Origin of the sequence: Chryseobacterium aquifrigidense, assembly GCF_006716485.1 — a bacterium.
In the GTDB taxonomy this organism is placed as follows: Bacteria; Bacteroidota; Bacteroidia; order Flavobacteriales; family Weeksellaceae; genus Chryseobacterium; species Chryseobacterium vietnamense.
Map to the genome: position 1 here is coordinate 1,208,629 of NZ_VFPD01000001.1, position 17,104 is coordinate 1,225,732.

Annotated in this window: 16 protein-coding genes; 15 read left to right on the plus strand and 1 reads right to left on the minus strand. The window is 39.7% G+C overall.

Features of this window, described 5'->3' with window-relative positions; translation table 11 throughout:
• From FB551_RS05295 to FB551_RS05315, 5 genes are read left to right on the plus strand one after another with little or no spacing between them, the layout of a single operon-like run.
• Positions 1-1,905 (plus strand): sialate O-acetylesterase, encoded by a 1,905-nt coding sequence (locus FB551_RS05295; RefSeq protein ID WP_142015729.1) that lies wholly within the window; start codon positions 1-3, stop codon positions 1,903-1,905.
• Positions 1,906-1,933: 28 nt separating this feature from the next.
• A complete protein-coding gene (locus FB551_RS05300; RefSeq protein WP_142015732.1) occupies positions 1,934-3,379 on the plus strand; it encodes an MFS transporter in 1,446 nt (481 codons plus the stop codon).
• A gap of 10 nt (positions 3,380-3,389) precedes the next feature.
• Positions 3,390-4,499, plus strand: a complete 1,110-nt coding sequence (locus FB551_RS05305; protein WP_142015735.1) for an endo-1,4-beta-xylanase — start codon at positions 3,390-3,392, stop codon at positions 4,497-4,499.
• Positions 4,500-4,520: 21 nt separating this feature from the next.
• Entirely contained in the window at positions 4,521-5,495 is a 975-nt protein-coding gene (locus FB551_RS05310; protein ID WP_142015738.1) for a glycoside hydrolase family 43 protein, read from the plus strand.
• 27 nt (positions 5,496-5,522) lie between these two features.
• Entirely contained in the window at positions 5,523-7,556 is a 2,034-nt protein-coding gene (locus FB551_RS05315; protein ID WP_142015741.1) for an alpha-glucuronidase, read from the plus strand.
• A gap of 125 nt (positions 7,557-7,681) precedes the next feature.
• Here FB551_RS05315 and FB551_RS05320 read toward each other — a convergent pair whose 3' ends face one another.
• Positions 7,682-8,278: a hypothetical protein gene (locus tag FB551_RS05320; RefSeq protein ID WP_142015743.1), complete on the minus strand. Its 597-nt coding sequence runs from the start codon at positions 8,276-8,278 to the stop codon at positions 7,682-7,684.
• 156 nt (positions 8,279-8,434) lie between these two features.
• Between FB551_RS05320 and FB551_RS05325 the strand changes: the two genes are divergently transcribed.
• The 10 genes from FB551_RS05325 (at position 8,435) to FB551_RS05370 (ending at position 17,099) form a co-directional block, all read left to right on the plus strand.
• Positions 8,435-9,307: an AraC family transcriptional regulator gene (locus tag FB551_RS05325; protein WP_142015745.1), complete on the plus strand. Its 873-nt coding sequence runs from the start codon at positions 8,435-8,437 to the stop codon at positions 9,305-9,307.
• Positions 9,308-9,470: 163 nt separating this feature from the next.
• A complete protein-coding gene (gene galK / locus FB551_RS05330; protein ID WP_142015748.1) occupies positions 9,471-10,655 on the plus strand; it encodes a galactokinase in 1,185 nt (394 codons plus the stop codon).
• Positions 10,639-11,688 (plus strand): UDP-glucose--hexose-1-phosphate uridylyltransferase, encoded by a 1,050-nt coding sequence (locus tag FB551_RS05335; protein WP_142015751.1) that lies wholly within the window; start codon positions 10,639-10,641, stop codon positions 11,686-11,688. Before galK ends, FB551_RS05335 begins: the two co-directional genes overlap by 17 nt.
• A 76-nt stretch (positions 11,689-11,764) precedes the next feature.
• Positions 11,765-12,565 carry a Cof-type HAD-IIB family hydrolase gene (locus FB551_RS05340; protein ID WP_002978750.1) on the plus strand — a complete coding sequence of 267 codons (801 nt, stop codon included), beginning with the start codon at positions 11,765-11,767 and terminating at the stop codon, positions 12,563-12,565.
• 40 nt (positions 12,566-12,605) lie between these two features.
• Positions 12,606-12,812, plus strand: a complete 207-nt coding sequence (locus FB551_RS05345; RefSeq protein WP_142015753.1) for an ArsR family transcriptional regulator — start codon at positions 12,606-12,608, stop codon at positions 12,810-12,812.
• 298 nt (positions 12,813-13,110) lie between these two features.
• Positions 13,111-13,932 (plus strand): alpha/beta fold hydrolase, encoded by an 822-nt coding sequence (locus FB551_RS05350; RefSeq protein ID WP_142015756.1) that lies wholly within the window; start codon positions 13,111-13,113, stop codon positions 13,930-13,932.
• A gap of 16 nt (positions 13,933-13,948) precedes the next feature.
• Entirely contained in the window at positions 13,949-14,260 is a 312-nt protein-coding gene (locus FB551_RS05355) for a phosphoribosylpyrophosphate synthetase (protein ID WP_142015759.1), read from the plus strand.
• A 34-nt stretch (positions 14,261-14,294) separates the two neighbouring features.
• A complete protein-coding gene (locus tag FB551_RS05360; protein WP_047430847.1) occupies positions 14,295-14,927 on the plus strand; it encodes a hydrolase in 633 nt (210 codons plus the stop codon).
• 64 nt (positions 14,928-14,991) lie between these two features.
• Positions 14,992-16,335 (plus strand): alginate export family protein, encoded by a 1,344-nt coding sequence (locus tag FB551_RS05365; RefSeq protein WP_226798623.1) that lies wholly within the window; start codon positions 14,992-14,994, stop codon positions 16,333-16,335.
• Between the two features lie 20 nt (positions 16,336-16,355).
• Positions 16,356-17,099: a M17 family peptidase N-terminal domain-containing protein gene (locus FB551_RS05370; protein WP_142015764.1), complete on the plus strand. Its 744-nt coding sequence runs from the start codon at positions 16,356-16,358 to the stop codon at positions 17,097-17,099.
• Positions 17,100-17,104: the final 5 nt, after the last annotated feature.

The following is a 17,104-nucleotide window of genomic DNA, read 5'->3' on the forward strand; positions in this document are numbered from 1 at the left end:
ATGAAAAACAGAATCTTATACTTATTATTTTTTCTTGCAGGCATTTGCAGCTTTTATGCAAAAGTAAGGCTGCCTGCTTTGGTTTCAGACGGAATGATCCTACAGAGGAATCAGGATCTGAAAATCTGGGGATATGCAGATGCAGGAGAAAAAATTACGGTTAAATTTATCAATAAAACGTACCATGCAGCAGCTGACCAAAATGGCAACTGGTCTCTTATGCTTCCAAAGCTTACTGCGGGAGGTCCGTATATCATGACAATTAATGAGATTACCCTAAAAGATATTCTTATTGGTGATGTGTGGGTAGCTTCAGGACAATCCAATATGGAACTTCCGATGCGCAGGCTCACACCTTTGTATGGAGATGAAATTAAAAACGCCAATAATCAGAATATAAGATTCTTCACGGTTCCGCAGAAATACAATTTTAAAGCGCCGCAAAATGATCTTGACGGAGGAAAGTGGGAAAGTACAAATCCTCAGACCATCCTTAATTTTTCAGGGGTTGCTTATTTTTTCGCCAAAGAACTGAATGAAAAGAATAAAGTGCCTGTAGGCATTATTCATACCAGTCTGGGAGGTTCTCCGGTTCAGGCCTGGATGGATGAAAAATCACTGAAAAAATATCCGGAATATCTTGCTGAAGCAGAAAAATGGAAAAATGATGAGTTGATACAATCTACAGAATCCCAGGAAAGATCATTAAGCAAAGCATGGTATGCAGAGCTGGACCAGAGCGACATTGGTTTCAACCAGCATTGGGAAAAAGATAACGCCAATGATTCCGGATGGAAAACCATGATTGTTCCGGGATCATGGGAAGATCAGGAAGGCCCGTTTGACGGTTCGGTATGGTTCCGTAAAGAAATTATTCTTCCCAAAGGAGTGGATCAGAAAACAGCTTTTTTAAATCTGGGAAGGATAAAAGATGCTGATATTACTTACATCAATGGAATAAAAGTAGGCAATGTAACCTATGAATATCCGCCACGCTGGTACGACATTCCCAAAGGTGTTTTAAAAGAAGGAAAGAATATCATCACGGTAAGAGTCATCAATGGCAGCGGAAAAGGACAGTTTATTGCTGATAAGCCATATTATCTGGAAATCAATGGACAAAAAACAGACCTTAAAGGCGAGTGGAAATATAAAATAGGAGCAAAAATGGAAAAAATGGCTCCCGGACAAACATTTATCCGCTGGAAACCGGTAGGGCTTTACAATGCGATGATTAACCCGCTGATCAATTATAAAATCAAAGGATTTATCTGGTATCAGGGTGAAAGCAATACCGGAAAACCAAAAGAATACGGAGATTTGCTGTCAACCATGATCTCAGACTGGCGTTCAAAGTGGAACAAAAAAGATATGCCATTCCTGATTGTACAGCTGGCTAATTTCATGGAGAAAAAAGATGAACCTCTGGATAGTGGTTGGGCTGAGTTAAGAGAGCAGCAGAGACAGGTTTCTCTCAATGTTCCTTATACGGGACTTGCTGTAGCTATTGATTTGGGAGAATGGAATGACATTCACCCGCTCAATAAAAAAGCAGTGGGTGACAGACTTGCTTTACAGGCACTGAAAATCGGAGAAGGTAAAAAAATCATAGCTGACGGACCCATTTATCAGTCAATGAAAACGGAAGAGAATGTCATTATTTTATCCTTTAAACCCGGGACAGATGATCTGGTACAGGGAAGCCTTAAAGGTTTTGCCATACAGCAGAAAGACGGCAGCTATCAGTGGGCAAAAGCAGAAGCAAAAGGAAATAAAGTCATGGTATGGAATGATCAGATCACAAGCCCTGTCAATGTACGCTACGACTGGGCAGATAACCCTGACGGTAATCTTAAAAACAAAAGCGGGCTTCCTGCATCACCTTTTACAACAGAAAAAAATTAATTTAACATAGAAAACCTTATTAAAATCAATGGATAATCAGCCTCAAAAAATATCGGTAATAGAAAAAGTAGGGTATAGCCTGGGAGATCTGGCAGCCAACCTTGTTTTTCAGACCTTAGTGACCTACCTGACCTATTTTTATACAGATATTTACGGACTCAAAGCAGAAGATGCTTCTGTTATTACCCTTACTGTAGGATTAATTGCCGGGTTTGGCTTTAATCCGCTTATCGGAGCGCTGGCAGACCGTACAAGCTCACGATGGGGGAAATTCCGTCCATGGATTTTATTTACCGCTGTACCGCTTGGTATTGCAGCACTTTTGGCTTTCAGCACGCCTCACTTTTCCTATCAGGGTAAAATGATCTATGCTGCGGTTACCTATTCATTATTACTGTTATTGTATGCATCCAATAACTTACCGTATGCTGCTCTGAGCGGTGTTATCACTGGAGATATGGGAGAAAGAAACAGTATTTCTTCGTACCGTTTTGTAGCGGTGATGTTTGCACAGTTTTTTGTACAGGTATTTATGCTTCCTATCATTCTGTATGTTGGACACGGAGATAAAGCACAGGGAATCGAGACTGTTATGACATGGCTGGCTGTGATCGGATCCGTCATGTTACTGATTACCTTTTTTACTACCAAAGAAAGAATCATTCCCAAGCCGGAGCAGAAATCAAGTCTGAAAGAAGATTTAAAAGACTTATTTCAAAACAGACCATGGATTATTATGCTCACCGTGACCGCATTTATATTCATCACGCTGGCCATGAAAGGGGGATCTTACGTATATTATTTTAACAATTATGTGGATGAGAATGCCCTGAAGAATTTTATTTCACCTATTACAGCATTTTTTAATTCTGCAGGGATGAATTTCTTCGGGGAAGACCCAAAGTCTGCAGGTTTCGGATTGTTTAATGCAGGAGGAATTGTGATGATGATCGTAGGGATTACTTTCTCTAAAAAACTGGCAGACCGATTTGGAAAACGGGACACTTTTATTGCGTCATTATTCATTTCTACATTATTCATCCTCGCTTTTATATTTTATCCTCCGAAAGCAGTAGGAATTATGTTTTTATCACAGATTTTACATGGCTTCTTTTACGGAATCAGCACACCGCTTTTATGGGCTATGATTGCTGATGTGGCCGATTATTCGGAATGGAAAAATAACCGCAGGGCTACCGCTATTATCTTTTCTGCCATGATGGTAGGATTGAAAGTGGGTCTCAGCATCGGAAGCTCTCTGGTAGCTTTGATTATAGGAAAATACGGATATATTTCTGTACACGGGAGCGAACAGGTTATTCAGCCTGAAACAGTGGCAGCAGGAGCCAAAATGCTTGTGAGTATTTTCCCGTCCATACCGTTTTTCATTGCGTGCGGACTGCTTTTATTTTACAAAATCAACAAAAAAATGGAAGTTCAGATTGAAAAAGATCTGGCTGAAAGAAGAAAATAAAACGATTACTATGAAACGTATTTTAATTGGTTTGGCGGCTCTTACCGCTTCCGGGCTGTCGGCGCAGAAATCCGACGGTACTTTAAAAAAAGCATTTCAGGATAAATTCTATATCGGGACCGCGATGAGTCTTCCACAGATTGACGGGACAGATCAGAAAGCTGCAGCGATTATCAAAAAACAATTCAGCTCTATTGTTGCTGAAAATTGCATGAAATCGATGTTTCTGCAGCCTCAGGAAGGAAAGTTCTTTTTTGATGATGCCGATAAATTTGTTGAATTCGGGATGAAAAATAATATGTTCATCATCGGGCATACGTTAATCTGGCATTCCCAGCTTCCAAAATGGTTTTTTGAAGACAGCAACGGAAAAGATGTTTCTCCGGAAGTATTGAAACAGCGCATGAAAAGCCACATTACAACCGTAGTTTCACGCTACAAAGGAAAAGTAAAAGGGTGGGATGTGGTCAATGAAGCGATTCTTGAAGACGGAACTTACAGAAAAAGTAAGTTTTATGAAATCCTGGGTGAAGATTTTATCCCTTTGGCATTTCAGTATGCACAGGAAGCTGATCCCAATGCAGAATTATATTACAACGATTATAATGAATGGTATCCGGAAAAGGTAAAAACAGTCATTAAAATGGTTGAAAAACTTAAATCAAGAGGAATCCGTATTGATGGGGTAGGAATGCAGGCCCATGTCGGGATGGATAACCCTTCTATCGATGAATATGAGAAAGCGATTCTTGCCTATTCTAATGCAGGAGTTAAGGTTAATATCACAGAACTTGAAATCAGTGCGCTGCCTTCTCCATGGGGAAGCTCCGCCAATGTTTCGGATACCGTTGCTTATCAGAAAGAAATGAATCCTTACACCAAAGGACTTCCCAAAGAAGTAGAAACAAAATGGGAAAAGCGTTACCTTGATTTCTTTGGTTTGTTCTTACAACATAAAGACAAAATAAGAAGAGTAACCTTGTGGGGCGTTACCGACAAACAATCCTGGAAAAATGATTTCCCGGTGAAAGGAAGAACTGATTATCCGTTACTGTTTGACAGGAAAGACAAGGAAAAACCTGTAGTACAAAAAATAATAAAGCTGGCAGAGAAAAATTAAAATCAATAGAATTTTTACTTAATGAAAAAATCAAAATATTTATTCCCGGAAGATTATATGGCAGACCCTTCCGTTCACGTTTTTGAAGATAAAATCTATATCTATCCTTCTCACGACCGCGAAAGTGGAATTGAAGAAAACGATAACGGAGATCATTTCGACATGAATGATTATCATGTTTTCTCAATGGATGATGTGGACAGCGGAGACATAAAAGACCATGGTGTAGTCCTTTCGGTAAAAGATATTCCATGGGCGGGGAGACAGCTTTGGGATTGCGATGTGGCCTTTAAAGACGGCAAATATTATATGTACTTTCCTCTTAAAGATCAGAATGACATTTTCAGGATCGGTGTCGCTGTGAGCGATAAACCTTACGGACCTTTCATCCCTGAGAAACATCCGATGATGGGAAGTTACAGCATCGATCCCTGCATTTTTGAAGATAAAGGCAAATATTATATGTATTTCGGAGGAATCTGGGGCGGACAATTGCAGCGCTACAGAGATAATAAAGCACTTGAATCTGCTGTAATTCCCGAAAATGATGAACCTGCAATCCACTCAAAGGTAGCTCTGCTAAGCGATGATATGCTTGAATTTGCTGAAGCTCCTAAAGATGTGGTTATCATCGATGAAAACGGAAAACCATTGCTTCATGGTGACAAACACCGCTTTTTTGAGGCATCATGGATGCATCAGTACAACGGTAAATATTATTTCTCTTATTCAACAGGAGACACTCACTTGATTTGCTATGCAACCGGGGATAACCCTTACGGGCCGTTTACTTTTCAGGGGGAAATTCTTACCCCGGTGGTAGGATGGACAACCCATCACAGCATCGTGGAGTTTAAAGGAAAATGGTATCTGTTTTTCCATGATTCTGTTCCGAGTGGTGGCAAAACATGGCTGAGAAGTATGAAAGTAATAGAACTGGAATACGATCTGGAAGGTAAAATTAAGACGATTGAAGGTTTGGAAAACCAGTCATAATCATCTTTAATAACTTAAAATTTTTCAATGCGATATCTGAGATTCAACATTCTATTTTTTCTGATATTTCCGTTATTGGTTTTCGCGGAGGACGGAAGTCAGCTCTGGCTTCGGTTTCCTGCAAAAAACGGAATATCGGCAGATCAAATTATTTCCAAAGGCAGTAGTCCAACCCTGAATATTGCCAGAAAAGAGCTGAGCAGCCACTGGCAGGGGCAGGCGGTGGAACTTCGTACAGAAAACAAAGACAAAAACCTGAAAGACGGTTACCGGATTGTTTCCTCCCCTGAAAAAATCGTTATTTCTGCAGGCAAAGAAATAGGATTGTTGTACGGAGTCTATCATATCTTACGATGGCAGCAGACAAAAGCCGATCTGTCTCATTTAAATACTATTGAAAAACCATCATACGATGTAAGAGTTCTGGACCATTGGGACAACCTGGATGGAAGTATTGAAAGAGGATACGCAGGAAGATCACTTTGGAAATGGGAAGATTTACCCGGTAAAATTTCTCCGCGCTATGAAGAATATGCAAGAGCCAATGCTTCTGTAGGAATCAATTCCGTTGTTTTAAATAACGTGAATGCATCACCCAATATGCTTAGGGAAGACTATCTTAAAAAAGTAAAGGTTCTGGCCGATATTTTCAGACCTTATGGCATTAAGGTATATCTTTCCGTGAATTTTTCTTCACCTAAAGTGCTGGGCGGATTACAAAATTCAGATCCGTTGAATAAAGACGTACAAAAATGGTGGAAAGATAAAGCAGCTGAAATTTACAGGTTAATTCCCGATTTCGGCGGATTTCTGGTAAAAGCCAATTCCGAAGGGCAGCCGGGTCCTCAGGATTACGGAAGAACCCATGCAGACGGAGCCAATATGATGGCTGATGCCCTGAAACCTTACAACGGAATCGTCATGTGGAGAGCCTTTGTCTACAGTCCTAGCAAAGACGACAGAGCTAAACAGGCTTATCTGGAATTTGTTCCTCTGGACGGTAAATTCAGGGATAATGTGATCATTCAGATCAAAAATGGCCCGGTTGATTTTCAGCCGCGTGAAGCGTTTAATCCGCTTTTCGGAGCTTTAAGAAAGACTTCTGAAATGGTAGAGTTTCAGATCACCCAGGAATATCTGGGCTTTTCAAATCATCTTGTTTTTCTGGCTCCTTTATTCAAGGAAACACTGGATAGTGACACCTATTCTGACGGCCAGGGCTCCACAATCTCTAAAATAACAGACGGTACGTTAAGACCCGCAAAATTGACAGCCATTTCTGCCGTTGCCAATATCGGGGAAGACACCAACTGGACCGGGCATCATTTTGCACAGTCCAACTGGTATGCATTCGGGAGATTAGCATGGAATCATCAGCTGAGTTCAGAGCAGATTGCCGATGAATGGATTAAAATGACCTTCACAGATGATCAGAACTTCCTGAACCCGGTAAAGGAAATCATGCTTTCTTCCAGAGAAACTGCTGTAGATTATATGATGCCTTTAGGATTGCACCATATCTTTGCGGGAGGACATCATTACGGCCCTGAACCGTGGGGAGATTATAAAGGCGGAAGGCCGGATTGGTCACCTGTATATTACCATCAGGCTGATGCTCAGGGATTGGGTTTCAACAGAACAAAAACAGGAAGTAATGCTGTTTCACAGTATTTTCCGCCACTTAATGAAAGATATGGCAATATCTCAACCTGCCCGGAAAATCTTATTCTGTGGTTTCATCATGTTCCTTGGGATTATACGATGAAAGATGGGAAAACCCTATGGGACGAGCTGTGTTATACGTATGATTCCGGGGTGAAAAAGGTAAGGGATTATCAGAAAACCTGGGAAAGAATGGAACCTTATATAGACAAACAGAGGTTTGCAGATGTTCAGTCAAAGCTCAGAATTCAGTCAAAAGATGCGGTATGGTGGAAAGATGCCTGCCTGCTGTATTTCCAGACTTTTTCCAAAAAGCCTATTCCATACGACATAGAACGTCCTGTTCATGAGCTGGAAGATCTGAAAAAGATCAAATTGGACATGGGGCATCACAATTAAAAAATGAGGCAGCTCTTTTTCCTGGTCGGAAATGGAGCTGCCTCAAAACAATAAACTGTAAGTAAAATTTTAATCCAAAATAATTGGAATCATCGATAGGTCAATCTATCTGTATATATTCCGTTTTATCGGAGAGAAATTATCTTATTAAAAACATTTCCGTTTTCTTCAACCTGGATAATGTATTGATCTGCTGTTTTAGGATCAAGATCAAAAGTGAGATCCACTTTGCCGTCAGCATATTTTTTGTTTGAAGTATAATAGGTTGTATTGGAAAGGTCATATACTGAAATGCTTACAGGACCTTTAACATCAGACATGTGAAGCTTTGCCATATGTCCGGAAATAGTATATTCAGGCTTATGCATAGCGCTTACAGGTGTTTTTTCCACCTCCATTACATTATCAGCACCAATTTTGATTTTGTATTTCTCTATCTTGGCTTCTGATTCTGCTACCAGATAATACGTTCCCGGTGTAAAGCTTTGAAAATCATAAGTCTTCATCACATGGTCTCCATCTGCAAGATTTTCAGAAAACAGCTCGTCATGTGCAGTGTTGTAGACAAAAACAGAAACACTTTTAGCATTTGAAAGCTCAAAGTTTAACGTTTTGGCCTGTACATTTCCAAAGGAAAGGGAAAAATCTCTGTCCTTACTCATTACATTTGCGGAGAACAAGAAGGTTCCTGCAAAAAATACAGCTTTTAATAATGTGCTCATGGGTTAAGGCTTTTAGAATTACTACTGCAAAGTTATGGCAGCAACAGTTCCCAGGCTATAATTAAATTTTCATATTAATGTACTATATTAACCTTGTTTGGTGTTATTGGTGTATTATTTGTTAATTTTGCATATGAAATTATTTGTTTTTAGAGTATGAAACATGTAAATCCTTCTTTTGAAGCGATAAGGCCCAATATAGGAAGCAGCTTTACCAGCCTTAAATTTCTCACCAATGAGAATATAAAATCCCATGTCTGGCATTACCATCCTGAGATTGAGCTGATCTTTGTATGCAAAGGTTCTGGGAAAAGACAGATTGGAAGCAGTATTTCTTATTTTTCAGAAGGAGATCTTGTGCTGATCGGAAGCAATCTTCCACATTGCGGACTGACCAATGAAAGTACACATAATGAGTATGAAATGGTCATTCAGTTTAAACCTGACTTTTTAGGAGAACCTGTCTGGGATATACCGGAGATGCAGAGGATTTCGGCTTTACTGGAAAAATCAAAAGCTGGCATTGTGTTCGGGGAAGAGGTGAAGAGAAAAATCGGAAAAGAGATTACTGAGATGCATGAAACTTCCTCACTGGACAAATTGTGCAGATTTCTGAAAATATTGGATGAACTGTCTGTTACCCAGGATTACAGAATTTTAAATGCAGGAAAATATTACCTTCAGACACAGATTGAAGACAATGAAAGGATCAATCTCATATTCAATTACGTTAAAGACCATTTCAAGGAAGCTATAACCCTCGAAGAAATGGCTGATCTTGCCAATATGAAAGTACCTTCTTTTTGTCGCTACTTTAAAAAAATTACCAATAAAACCTTTACGCAGTTTGTCAACGAATACAGAATTACCCATGCCCTCAAATTGCTTGCAGAACAGCCTTTGAGTATTACGGAAGTCTGCTTTGAATCGGGGTTCAATAACTTCAGCTATTTTAACAGGACTTTTAAAGAATATATCAGTAAAAGCCCTTCTCAGTACAGGAAAGAATTCAACTATTTTATGGAATAATTTACATTCGGGCTTTAAAATCAAGTACTTTGTTGGAATGTATTGAAATATAAGTGTATATTTAACACTTATAAACAATGTTTAAAAGTATAATTTCTCTGTTATAAATTCAGTAGTTTTATACTTAAGATCCCAAGGATCTGTTTGATCAGATAAGATTGATATGCATGAACAGTTAATTAACCCAACCCTGCAAAAGTTTAGGACCGAATTCAAAGAAGAGCCTGAACGTATTTTCCTTTCTCCCGGGAGAATTAATATTATCGGTGAGCATGTAGACTATAGCGACGGCTTTGTATTACCCGCTGCGATAGATAAATACATCTGTTTTGCTGTCCGTAAACTCCCTCAGACAAACCTTTGTACCATCATAGCCCAAGATCTTGGAGAAGAATATATATTTGATGTTACAAAAGAGGTAAAACCGGTTCAACAGATGTGGATGAACTATATTCTGGGCGTTTTCAGCCAGTTGCAAAATTCGGAAAACCAGTTTTGCGGAATGGAAATTGTTTTCAGCAGTACCATTCCGATGGGATCCGGGCTTTCTTCGTCAGCTGCTCTTGAATGTGGGTTTGCCTATATCCTCAATGAACTTTTTGATTTGCACCTTACCAAAAAAGAAATTGCGGTGATCGGGCAAAAATCAGAGCATACTTTTGCCGGAGTTCAGTGCGGAATTATGGATCAGTTTGCCTCCGTTTTCGGAAAGGAAGATAAAGTCATTATGCTTGATTGTCATTCCCTGGAACATCAATATTTTGATGCAGACCTTAAGGGATACAGCCTGCTGCTTTTTGACAGCTGTGTAAAGCATACCCATCTGACATCCGGTTATAATGAAAGACGTAAAGATGTAGAACATGGAAAAAAAGTCTTATGGAAAAAATTCCCTGAAGTAAAAAAGTTCAGAGATTTTACCACGACTATGCTTGACAGTTTAAAAGACGAGATGGGAAGTGTTTCATACAAAAGATGTCTTTACTTACTGAACGAGATTAAAAGGGTAGAAATGGCGGCCAAAGCAATTTCGGAAGGAAATATTGAATATCTGGGAACACTTCTCAGGGAAACCCATGCCGGGCTGTCCACTGAATTTGAGGTCAGCTGTGATGAGCTTGATTTTTTGGTTGAAAACACATTAAAGCAGGAAGGCGTGCTGGGAGCAAGAATGATGGGAGGCGGTTTCGGAGGCTGTAGTATCAACCTCATTAAAGAAAATAAAGCTGAAGAAGTAATGCAGGCTATCAGTGAAAAATATTTCGAACATTTTAATATTCAGATGAAAGTTTACCAGGTTAAAATTTCAGACGGAATAAAAAAATATAACAATGAATACATCATTTGACCCTAAAAAACATCCCCACAGAAGATACAATCCTCTTTTGGATGAATGGATACTGGTTTCTCCACAACGGGCAAACCGGCCATGGCAGGGGCAGAGAGAAGAAACAGCAGAAGAAAACCGTCCCGGATACGATCCGGACTGCTATCTCTGTTCAGGAAATATCCGTGCGAACGGAGACCGAAACCCTGAATACAAGGGAACCTATGTCTTTAACAATGATTTTGGAGCATTGCTGAATGAAGAAGTTGAATTTTCCGAAAAACAATCCGGATTTTTTACCCTTCTTCCGGAACGCGGTATCAACAGGGTAGTTTGTTTTTCCGAAAATCACAGCCTTACCTTACCGGAAATGTCTGTGGAACATATTAAAAATGTAGTGGATGTATGGCAGGAGCAGTTCAATGAGCTGGCCGCTCTGGATCATATCAATTATGTTCAGATTTTTGAAAATAAAGGAAGCATTATGGGCTGCAGCAACCCTCATCCACATGGTCAGATATGGGCGCAATCGTCCATTCCTGCCATGGTTCAGAAAACCCAGGATCAGCTGAAATTGTATTTTGAAAAGAATAAAAGAACATTACTGGAAGATTATCTTGAGAAGGAAATCGCGGCTGGTGAGCGCATCGTCACAGAAAATGAACACTTTGCTGCTTTGGTACCGTTTTGGGCGTCGTGGCCATACGAAACAATGATAATCAGCAAACAGAAAAGAGAAAATATTGCGGAATTTTCTGAAGTAGAAAAAGAATCTTTTGCGGCTGTACTCAAGGATCTGACCACAATATATGACAACCTTTTTGAAACGTCATTTCCTTATTCTGCAGGAATTCACCAATCTCCGACAGACGGAAAAGAACATCCGGAATGGCATTTTCACATGCACTTTTATCCTCCGCTGCTCAGAAGTGCGGAAGTTAAAAAATTTATGGTAGGATACGAAATGCTGGCTGAGCCTCAACGGGACATTACCCCGGAACAAAGTGCCACAATATTAAGAAACCTTTCCATCATTCATTACAAGAAAAAATAATAAATCAATATCTTTGAAAAGAATAAGCAAATTATGATGCTGCCAGGTACAGAATTTCGCTTTTCCCAATAAAATTATGGAACAGATTAAATTAATTGTGACGGACATGGACGGGACGTTTCTCAACTCCAGCCATGAAATGAGCCCTGAGTTTTCAGAAGTTTATAAAGAACTGAAAAAAAGAAATATTGTATTTGTACCCGCAAGCGGAAGACAGATGCCGGGTATTACCCATTATTTCGGAGAAATAGAAAGTGAGATCGGTTTTATTGCTGAAAACGGAGGTTACGTGATCTATAAAGACCAGGAGCTTTTCGCTGATACCCTTGAATACAAATATATTGTTGACATCATTAAAGCGGTCCGTGAAATACCCGGTGCCAAAGCTGTATTATCAGCTAAAAAAATGGCGTATTACGAAACCGAAGATCAGCAGTTTGTAGACTTTTTCTCCAAATACTATACTGAAAACATGAAGAAGGATGACCTGACGGAGAAAATTGATGATACCGCCTTTAAAATAGCAGTCTATCACCCGGAAGGTTCTGAAAAACATCTGTATCCGGCCCTTAAAAAATTTGAGGAATTCGGTTTGGAAATAGTGGTTTCAGGAGCGCATTGGCTGGATGTGATGAATAAAGATATCAATAAAGGAAATGCGCTGAAAATCCTTCAGAAATCGCTGGGCATCTCTCCTGAAAATACGATGGCTTTCGGAGATTATATGAACGATATAGAAATGCTGAAGAATGCCAAATATTCTTACGCCATGCAAAATGCCCATCCGAATGTAAAACAGGTAGCCAATTTTGAAGCATGCACCAATGACAGCTTTGGAGTTCTGAAAACCATTAAGGATTATCTGCATTTGAATTAGTACATCCAGATAACACCAATTAAACTAATAAACTAATAATATGAATACATCAACCGGCAGAAAACCCGCTAAGGTCTGCTATGAGCACATCGGCGGAAAATTAGGACAGCTTCTTTTAGATCAGTTCGTTGAGAAAGGCTGGATTGCCAAAGCAAATCCTTCAGACCGTCACTATTATATTACTGATAAAGGGCAGGAAGAATTTACAAAAATGGGCCTTGATCTGTCACAAATAAAAGCGGAATAGCGGCTGTCACAGCAATTTTCAGCAGATTAAGATATTAATATTATTTATTAAAAATAAAGTCAGACTTAGGTCTGATTTTTTTGTTTTTAATCGTGGCAAGCTTCAATTTGGACTGTTTCTATTGTTAAATTTTATATGTTTTTTATATAAATAGTAAGGGATGAATCATAAAACTACGATATTTCGTAGTGTAATTTGCAAACTGTTTTTAATAATATATTGAAAACCAATTGCTTTATTGTTTTGGGTTGTTTTTTGGCATTATGCTCATAAGTTTAATTCAAAAAATACTACAGCAATGAGCACATTAACATTAAAAGACGGAACAGAAATTTTTTACAAAGATCAGGGACAAGGCCCGGTATTAATGTTTCACCACGGATGGCCTTTATCATCTGATGACTGGGATGCACAGGTGATTTTCTTTTTACAAAAAGGCTACAGAGTGGTTACCCACGACAGAAGGGGCCACGGACGTTCCAGCCAGAATATCTACAATCATACTATTGAGCAATACGCTTCTGATGCCGCAGAACTGGTTGAATTTTTAGACCTGAAAGATGTTGTACACATCGGGCACTCAACAGGTGGTGGAGAAGTGATCCGTTATGTGAATAAATATTCCAATGGAAGAGCTAAGAAAGCGGTTCTGATCAGTGCCATTCCACCGGTAATGGTGAAAAGTGAGAACAATCCTGATGGCGTTCCTATGGAAGTTTTCGACAACATCAGAGAACAGACAATGAACAACAGAAACCAGTTTTATTATGATCTTACTATTCCATTCTATGGCTACAACAGAGAAGGTGCTGATGTAAAAGACGGAGTACAGAGAAACTGGTGGCGACAGGGACTGATGGGCGGAATCGTAGCTCATTATGATGGAATCAAAGCCTTTTCAGAAACAGATTTAACCGAAGATTTAAAAGCTGTGGATATTCCGGTATTGGTTCTTCACGGTGAGGATGACCAGATTGTACCAATTGAAAATTCAGCAATAAAATCAGCCAAATTACTAAAGAACGGAAAACTGATCACGTATCCAGGTTTCCCTCACGGTATGCCGACTACAGAGCATCCAACCATCAATAAAGATATTTTAGCTTTTATCACAGAATAATCAGCATTCCCTATAAATGAATACGATACAGCCAGCTTTTGATACGTTGACTGAGGCCGTTCAGTGGCTTAATCAAAACGGATATACAGAAGATTTTAATCTTAAAAATGATTGCATCAGGCTCAATAGTTTTCTTGATGTCTCTCCGGAAGATTTTAAAATACGATACACATTCCGCTTTGAAGGAGATACCGATCAGGGAGATGAAAAAGTTGTCTATGGCATCGCTTCCGACAAGTATTCTGTAAAAGGCATCCTGACGAGCGCTTACGGAATCTATGCCGATACTGTAAGTACAGAACTCATCAGAAAACTATCATCCAATTAACGTAACCCAAATTATTTAAATAAAAATAAACTTTATGAAACCATCATCAAAACTACTTTCTCCTGAAAACCATGCATTGGTACTGATTGATTTTGAAGGACAAATGGCATTTGCAACCAAAAGTATCTCTATGAATGAGCTGCGCAATAATGTTGCGGTACTGTGTGGAGCATCCAAAATATTCAATGTTCCGACTGTCGTTACCACAGTTGCCGAACAAAGCTTTTCAGGTCCTGTTTTCCCGGAAATTGAAGAAGCATTTCCTATGGCAACTTCAGGATATATCGACAGAACAACCATGAATACATGGGAAGATGAAGCTGCTTATAAAGCCATTACAGGAACCCAGAAGCAAAAACTGGTTTTCGCAGGACTTTGGACAGGTGTATGTATCGTAGGACCAGCTTTATCTGCTCTTGAGGAAGGCTATGACGTGTATGTCATTACCGATGCCTGCGGAGATGTAAGTGATGAGGCACACGAAAGAGCCGTACAGAGAATGATTCATTCAGGAGTAAAGCCTATGACTTCCATTCAGTATATCCTTGAGCTTCAGAGAGATTGGGCGCGCCAGGAGACCTATGGTCCTGTAACTGACCTTATGAAAAAATATGGTGCTTCGTACGGATTAGGGATCCACTATGCCCACCATATGCTGAATCATTAAAATCTATATACCATTTTCAATGTTGAAATCTGCACCTTCAATACTGTTTTTAAAAGCTTTTATCATGACGGTTCTTTTATGTTCTGAAACGTTTTCATCCCAGAGTTTTAAGCTTCTGAGGTATGATGAAAATTATGAATACCTGAAAGATTCCACCAAAAGCTTTTATGATAACATTAAATATCTCCCTCTCAATGAAAAAAAAGATATTTATCTCTCATTGGGTGGCGAAGCAAGGTATGAATATGTGGATTTCAACAATGAAGATTGGGGCAGGCTTAACATAGGGCACAACGACTTTTTTCTCCAGCGCTATGATCTTCATGCAGACTGGCATTTCGGGAAAAACCTCAGAATATTTTCACAGATCAGAAGTGCTTTGCAGAATGGGAGAAAAAACGGTTCAAGAGGCATTGATGAAGACCAGCTGAGTATTCAGAATCTCTTTCTGGATGCAGGTTTGGTGAATAAGGAAAATCAGAAGTTGATAGTGAGACTGGGAAGGCAGGAGCTGGACTACGGTTCCGGCAGATTAATTTCTGTAAGGGAAGGACCGAATGCAAGGTTGTCTTTTACAGGAGCTAAAATCATGTATTCCTATAAAAATGTTTCCGTAGATGCTTTTGCGATGATGGCAGACTCTGTCAATACCGGAGTTTTTGATAATACCATTTCAAAACAGCTTAATCTTTGGGGGCTTTATTCCAAAATTATTATTCCTGAAGCTGGAAATCTGGATCTGTATTACCTCGGAATCCGTAGAGATGAATCTGTTTTCGAAGCAGGAACAGACAGAGAAAAACGACATACCGTCGGCGGAAGACTATGGAAATATGGCGGCGGATTTATTTATAACCTGGAAGCTGCCTATCAGTTCGGAAGCTTCGGAAACGAAAAAATCAGTGCCTGGACGGGCTCTGTGGATGTAGGATATCTCTTTGAAAACCTTACATTCAGCCCAAGCATCAATCTGAGAAACGATTATATCTCAGGAGATCATTCTAAAAACGACGGAAAGCTCAATACATTTAATCCTTTATATCCGAAAGGAGGGTATTTCGGCTTCAGTCCGCAGGTGGGACCTGTCAATTTAATTGATATTCACCCGTATATAACCCTGGATCTGACTTCCAAACTCAAAATGCAGATGGATGTTGTCTTCAACTGGCGATATTCCCTGAACGACGGAGTTTACCGGCCAAGCGGCGCATTGAACCGTCCCGGAAGCAGCTCAGATAAAAGATATATCGGAACGGCTTATTTAATCAGTTTCACCTATAATTTCAACAAACATTTCTCTTTGGTGAGCGGACTTCAGTATTTCCATAAAGGACCTTTTATTGAAGATATCATTCAGGATGCAAAAAGCGGTGTTTTCTGGAATATCAGGCTGGGATTCAAATTTTAATTATTACTAAATCATTTATTATGCAAAATTCAATTTCAAAATACATCAATTGGTCAAAAACACTCTTTACAGCATTGGTGTTGGCAACTGCAGGAACCAATTTCGTTTCAGCACAGGCTGTCGCAGAAAAAACAGCTATTGGGACCTCAAAAATATGGGGAACTGTTGACGGAATTTCTGTTGTAGGGCTGGTACAGGGACCTTCTGCCGCCAAGGCAGATTTACAGATCGCCTGCGTTTTCGAGTATGCGGAAGGGGATATTTTCAATCCACCGGCGCTTCCCAAAGAACTGAACGGTATGGTTCACCTGGATGAAGCACTCAAAGGAATTATTACAGAAGTCCGCAAAAAAGGACAATTCAAAGGACATGCGTTGGAAACCTTATTAATTAATCCTCCGAAAGGAAGCCTTGCCTCCGGGAAATTATTGCTGATCGGGCTCGGAAACAGGAATTCTTTTGATGCCGGGCTCATGAAAGAAGTAGGAAGTGTTGCGATGAGAGAAGCTTTGAAACTGCAGGTACACACCGTATCATTTGCCAGTGATATCAAAGATGCCGGAATTGATTCTCCAACCGCTTTAGTGGCAGAAAATGTGGTTTTGGGTGCTTTTGATGCCTATCGTGCACAATCTTATTTAAATACTCAGCACCTATCCGACAAAATGAAATTAAAAAAACTGATTCTGCTGGCCGGACCATCATTTTTCACTGTTGCCGGAGGAGGAATTCAGGATGCGATTTCGAAGTTGAACACCAAATAATTACA

Bases quoted from the DNA above. Each gene is read 5' to 3' on its own strand.
- FB551_RS05325 (WP_142015745.1), top strand. From the start codon at position 8,435: ATGAAACATGTAAATCCTTCTTTTGAAGCGATAAGGCCCAATATAGGA.
- FB551_RS05360 (WP_047430847.1), top strand. From the start codon at position 14,295: ATGAAACCATCATCAAAACTACTTTCTCCTGAAAACCATGCATTGGTA.
- FB551_RS05365 (WP_226798623.1), top strand. From the start codon at position 14,992: ATGACGGTTCTTTTATGTTCTGAAACGTTTTCATCCCAGAGTTTTAAG.
- FB551_RS05300 (WP_142015732.1), top strand. From the start codon at position 1,934: ATGGATAATCAGCCTCAAAAAATATCGGTAATAGAAAAAGTAGGGTAT.
- FB551_RS05335 (WP_142015751.1), top strand. From the start codon at position 10,639: ATGAATACATCATTTGACCCTAAAAAACATCCCCACAGAAGATACAAT.
- FB551_RS05350 (WP_142015756.1), top strand. From the start codon at position 13,111: ATGAGCACATTAACATTAAAAGACGGAACAGAAATTTTTTACAAAGAT.
- galK (WP_142015748.1), top strand. From the start codon at position 9,471: ATGCATGAACAGTTAATTAACCCAACCCTGCAAAAGTTTAGGACCGAA.
- FB551_RS05345 (WP_142015753.1), top strand. From the start codon at position 12,606: ATGAATACATCAACCGGCAGAAAACCCGCTAAGGTCTGCTATGAGCAC.
- FB551_RS05315 (WP_142015741.1), top strand. From the start codon at position 5,523: ATGCGATATCTGAGATTCAACATTCTATTTTTTCTGATATTTCCGTTA.
- FB551_RS05340 (WP_002978750.1), top strand. From the start codon at position 11,765: ATGGAACAGATTAAATTAATTGTGACGGACATGGACGGGACGTTTCTC.
- FB551_RS05295 (WP_142015729.1), top strand. From the start codon at position 1: ATGAAAAACAGAATCTTATACTTATTATTTTTTCTTGCAGGCATTTGC.
- FB551_RS05320 (WP_142015743.1), bottom strand. From the start codon at position 8,278: ATGAGCACATTATTAAAAGCTGTATTTTTTGCAGGAACCTTCTTGTTC.
- FB551_RS05310 (WP_142015738.1), top strand. From the start codon at position 4,521: ATGAAAAAATCAAAATATTTATTCCCGGAAGATTATATGGCAGACCCT.
- FB551_RS05370 (WP_142015764.1), top strand. From the start codon at position 16,356: ATGCAAAATTCAATTTCAAAATACATCAATTGGTCAAAAACACTCTTT.
- FB551_RS05355 (WP_142015759.1), top strand. From the start codon at position 13,949: ATGAATACGATACAGCCAGCTTTTGATACGTTGACTGAGGCCGTTCAG.
- FB551_RS05305 (WP_142015735.1), top strand. From the start codon at position 3,390: ATGAAACGTATTTTAATTGGTTTGGCGGCTCTTACCGCTTCCGGGCTG.